Consider the following 5,080-nt stretch of genomic DNA (forward strand, 5'->3'; position numbering starts at 1 on the left):
GGGTAGAAAGCTTTCAAGAAATGGGTGCAATTTTATATAGGATGTTTCCGCGTGACGCGTAGGACGGGTCCGGGTTTTGGGGCGCTGTAGCTGTAGGAAAAATCGTGTTCTGACGGGATGATTTGGCGGCTTGGGCTTATTGCTGTGGGGGCTGTTCGGGCCCCATCGCGAGCAGGCTCGCTCCCACAGTTGACCGAGTTTTTGGGGGATTATTTGCCTGGCTGGAAAATGGTATTGGGCATGCTGAACCTCTTTCTGGATGGCCCTGTTTAATCGCAGTCAGCTTCACTTCTTGAAAGCTACAGTTTCTTGCGTCGATGCCTACAGGTACGCCAGAATCCGCCGGCTTGTGCGCCTTGGGTGCGGGCTCTATCGTTGATTGGTCGCTGAAAACAGCGATCGGGTTTGGTAGCCCGAATACCTGGTGCATAGCGCGACCTTATTCAGAGGTTCTATCTTCCTCTGTTTTTATGGTGGCCATGCGCAGGGCGTCCTCGGACGCGCCGGGTTTCCAGGTACACCGGTCTACCAACCTTCGTATGGCCACCACCCTTCGTTTGGTAGCGAGGTTGATGGCTCCCTGTTCCAAACCTGGAGTTTCATCTATGACCAAGGTAACGCCCAATCCGCCGGACACCGATCCGACAGCATCCTGCGAAAATCCCGATTCAAGTAATCCCGACAACACAACCGATCGCACGCCCTCGATCGCCGACATCAAAGCCACCCCTCGCAAACTCTGCACCTTCTTCACGGTCAATCCCGATCTCGAAAACGAAACCTTGCTGGCCTATGCTTGCGAGTCACTGGCGTCGGCCAATGTCATGGCCACGGATCTTGCGGATCATCTGGAGGGTAGTTCGCGGAATGCGTTGTTGGGGATTGCTCAGGTCATCATGCTGGGCGAGCTGACGGTGAATCGGGTGTTGGATCGCATCGAGTCGTTGGAGTAATGACTTAACCCAAAGATCAAAAGATCGCAGCCTCGTTTCACTCGACAGCTCCTACACCGGTTTTGCGTGAACCTGTAGGAGCTGTCGAGAGAAACGAGGCTGCGATCTTTTGATTTTATTCCTAAGAAACCTCAATCATCCGGCATCTCAGGCGGCTTCGTCGGTTTCGCAGGCTTCACCGGTTTTGCACCCTTCGCACCTTTAGCCGCCGGCTCTGCTTCAGCCGCCGGCGCTACCGTCGGTGCCGCGGCTTCTTTCTCAGCCATTGGCATTGCGTCAATGGCCGCGAAAATCTCCTTCAGCTCGACTTTCCCCGTCTGCTCAAGCTTCTTCTCGCCATCCTTGCCCACCAGAATGACCTTGGTTTGCGCACCAGCGCCCAGTTTGAGCGCCCGGATCAGCGCCATCGTGGTTTGCGGATCGAGGTCCTTGCCCTCACGCTGGCCCATCGTATTGATTACCGAATACAGCACCATGTTTCGCTCGGTGAACCCCTGTTTGTTGGCTGGCTCTTCCAGGGACTTTTTCAGGCCGACCCACGTCGGATCCACCGAGCTGGGAGCGATGACAATCAGCGGACGGGACCTGCCCTTGTCCATGTCCAGCGGTGAGTCGCCATCAGCGGCGAACAGAGGGCCGGCAAGAACCAGCAAGGTAGTCAGGGTCAATGACCTGATGAGCATGCGCATCTCCTTTTGATATCCACGCTCTAATGATTGCGCATCGCGGCGATTGTTCCGGGTGACGCACCACGATTGTGTTTCGCCCTGCCAAAAGCTTAGGTCAGGGCGGTCATTGCGCAACCGGTCAAACCGGTTGCAGCGCGGAATTTGATTACCCGTGGTGATCGTTTTATTGTCCCTTTCACGAATGACGAACGACTCGTCATCCCCAGGAAAAGGAGTTTCGACTGCCATGCAAATCGTCTATCTCTGCGACCATCCGGCGCTGATACCGGAACTGGCCGAGCTGAACTTCAAGGAATGGGGTCACTTCAAACCCCACGATACCCTCGAAGCCAGAACCGAACGCATGCGGCAAGCCTGCGGTAAAGGCGCTGTGCCCACCGTAGTGGTCGCCATTGAAGATTCACAGCTGCTCGGCGGCGCCCTGCTGATCGACAGCGACCTGGCGTCGCGACCTGACCTCACACCCTGGCTGGCGGGGGTTTACGTGAAGGCCGAACACCGTGGTCGGGGCGCTGCATCGGCGCTGGTCACGCGAATCGTCGAGGAAGCCGCGGCGCTTGGGATTCCCGAACTTTACCTTTATACCGACACGTCCCAGTCGCTCTACGGCAGGCTGGGCTGGGACGTCGTCGAAAACACGCTGGATGACGATGGCCTGGCGATCACCGTCATGAAGCGCGACACCTCGAAGGCCTGACGCAATCCTGCTTAACTCATGGGAGTGAACCCTGGAGGCTTATCCCATGAGCGCTCAGTTAAATCACACCATCGTCTGGTGCCGAAACAAGCAGGTCTCGGCGACGTTCCTCGTCGAGATCCTTGGTTTGTCGGCCGCAGAGCCTTTCGGCCCGATGCTGATCGTCAAGTTGGACAACGGCGTGTCACTGGACTTCTACGACAACGATCCGCCGATTGCCTCTCAACACTATGCCTTCCTGATCGGCGACGACGATTTCGATGCCGCCTTTGCGCGCCTGCAGGCACGCCAGCTGCGGTGGTGGGCCGATCCCGGCAAGCTACGGCCCGGCGAGATCAATGACTATGGCGGTGGACGGCGGGTGTACTTCGATGACCCGGATGGCCATCTGCTGGAAATCATGACGCGCGTTTAAGGGACTGTCAGAACGCCAGTTTGTAACCGATCAAAATCAGCATGGTGGCCAGGCACGGCCGCAAGACTTCATCGGAAATGCGCCCGGTCAAATGACTGCCCAGCCAGATGCCCGGCAACGAACCGATCAGCAAATAACCCAACACCTGCCAGTCCATATTGCCCATGCTGGCGTGACCGAGGCCTGCGACCAGGGTCAGCGGCACTGCGTGAGCGATTTCGGTACCGACGAGACGGCGGGTTGGAAGCAGCGGATAGAGGATGAACAGCGCCACCGTACCGAGTGCGCCGGCACCGATAGAGGTCAAGGCGACCATGGTGCCGAGGACCAGGCCAGTGATCACGGTCATGACATTCAGGCGCGGGCCGCTGGGGTTGTAGTTGCCGCCCGCGCGTTTGTGGGCGAAATCCAGCAAACGCTTCTTGAAGTAAATCGCCAGGGCGGTAGCAAACAGTACAAAGCCCAGGGCCTGCTTGATGACGGCGTTCATGGCATCGGGCGACGTGTGCAGCGTGCTCAGGAACCAGAGCGTCATCGCCACTGCCGGCACACTGCCAAGGGTCAGCCAACCGGTGATGGCCCAGTCGATGTTCTTGTTCTTTCGGTGAACCAGCACGCCACTGGATTTGGTGATGGCCGCGTACAGCAGGTCGGTGCCGACTGCCGTGGCCGGGTTGATACCGAACCACAGCAGGATCGGCGTCATCAACGAACCACCGCCGACGCCAGTCATGCCAACGATAAAACCCACCACCAGTCCGGCGACGATCAACCCGAAGTTCACAAATTCCATTAAACCGTCCACAGACCGCAGGAAAAACTGGCCCGCAGCATAGCGATTTTTCTTATAACCACTTATATCGTTGCGGACTATCGTTATATCCAACTTATTTTCAGATGCCCCCGAGTTCAGCTGTAGAAGCTGTCGTGTGAAACGAGGTTGCGATCTTTTGACCTTGCCGCTGCGTGACCTGACGCTTGAGCCTACGCATTTCCCTGTGGGAGCCGAGCTTGCTCGCGATGACGGACTCACAGCCGACCCTTTTCTTCGGATGTACCCGGATCAAACGGTGGGAGCTGGCCTGCCGGCGATGGCGGCCTGACGGCCGATGAGTATTTCCCTGATGCACCCGGATCTAACTGTAGGAGCGAGCCTGCTCGCGATAGCGGTCTGATCGGCGGTGAGATTCTTGCGGGTGTACATATCCGTTTCTTCGGTCACGGCGGCTATTGGTTTCGCCCTTACGGCGAGTCACTTGGAAGAGCGCCAAGTAACCAAACGCTCTTGCCCCTTTCGTCCGGTGCCTCGCCTGGGCTCGGCATACCCTCGCTCCGGTCCTGCTCCGTGGGCCCGCCGCCATCGGCCATCCATGGCCGGGGGCGGCTAACCCGGCATCCTTGCCGGGTTGCCCACTGCGCAGAACCTCCACTCGGCCTTCCGAGGGGGCAAGAAGATCAAGATCAAGATCAACGGCAACTGCAACCGCAACTGCAACTGCAACAGCAAAAACGCGGCAACCTTCAAGGCGACCTGAGGCTCGAAGCCTGCGCATTTCCCTGTGGGAGCTGAGCTTGCTCGCGATGGACGTTAAACGCCATGTCATTGGAAAAACACAGCGCCTGTGCGTCCATCGTCAGAAGGTTGTTTAAGAACGGTATCCGCGCGAGACCAGTTGCCGGTACAACAGCAGGATCAAAAGATCGCAGCCTCGTTTCACTCGACAGCTCCTTGCCGTAACGTTGAGCGGGACACGCCCGCAAAGTCAGGTCGGCTGTCAGGCCGCCTCGCTTTGCTTCTGATCTGCTTTTGATTTTGATCTTCTTGCCCCTTGGGAATGCCGAGCCCAGGCGAGGTACCGCACGAAAGGGGCAAGAGCGTTTGGTTACTTTGCGCTTTTCAAAGTGACTCGCTGTAAGAGCGAAACCAATAGCCGCTGTGACCGCAGGAATGGATATGTACACCCGCAAGAATCTCACCGCCGATCAGACCGCTATCGCGAGCAGGCTCGCTCCTACAGTTAGATCCGGGTGCATCAGGGAAATACTCATCGGCTGTCAGGCCGCCATCGCCGGCAAGCCAGCTCCCACATTTTGATCCGGGTACTTCAGAGGAATACCCATCGTCTATCAGGCCGTCATCGTCGGAACGCCGCCCGGACCAAGCTCGGCTCCCACAGGTGAACGCGTGAACTTCGAAAGTCAGGTCGGCTGTCAGGCCGCCTCGCTTTGCTTCTGATCTGCTTTTGATTTTGATCTTCTTGCCCCTTGGGAAGGCCGAGCGCAGGTGCTGCGCAGTGGGCAACCCGGCATGGATGCCGGGTTAGCC

At 57.7% G+C, this 5,080-nt stretch carries 5 protein-coding genes; 3 read left to right on the top strand and 2 right to left on the bottom strand.

Annotated elements, in window-relative coordinates:
- Positions 1-605 precede the first annotated feature (605 nt).
- A complete protein-coding gene (locus AC3ZVB_RS29170; RefSeq protein ID WP_162441171.1) occupies positions 606-953 on the top strand; it encodes a DUF6124 family protein in 348 nt (115 codons plus the stop codon).
- 131 nt (positions 954-1,084) lie between these two features.
- Here the strand turns inward: AC3ZVB_RS29170 and AC3ZVB_RS29175 are convergent, their stop codons facing one another.
- Positions 1,085-1,636, bottom strand: a complete 552-nt coding sequence (locus AC3ZVB_RS29175) for a DUF4174 domain-containing protein (protein ID WP_194692442.1) — start codon at positions 1,634-1,636, stop codon at positions 1,085-1,087.
- A gap of 232 nt (positions 1,637-1,868) precedes the next feature.
- Between AC3ZVB_RS29175 and AC3ZVB_RS29180 the strand changes: the two genes are divergently transcribed.
- A complete protein-coding gene (locus AC3ZVB_RS29180; protein WP_490148500.1) occupies positions 1,869-2,339 on the top strand; it encodes a GNAT family N-acetyltransferase in 471 nt (156 codons plus the stop codon).
- Positions 2,340-2,385: 46 nt separating this feature from the next.
- Complete coding sequence (locus tag AC3ZVB_RS29185) at positions 2,386-2,754, top strand: VOC family protein (protein ID WP_490148501.1); 369 nt, start codon at positions 2,386-2,388, stop codon at positions 2,752-2,754.
- Between the two features lie 7 nt (positions 2,755-2,761).
- On the opposite strand, the gene AC3ZVB_RS29190 is transcribed toward AC3ZVB_RS29185, so the two are convergent.
- The gene (locus AC3ZVB_RS29190) at positions 2,762-3,547 is read right to left on the bottom strand and encodes a sulfite exporter TauE/SafE family protein (protein ID WP_490148502.1); all 786 of its coding nucleotides are present in this window, start codon (positions 3,545-3,547) and stop codon (positions 2,762-2,764) included.
- Positions 3,548-5,080 lie beyond the last annotated feature (1,533 nt).

The sequence above is a fragment of the Pseudomonas sp. MDV22-iso1 genome (genome assembly GCF_058145095.1).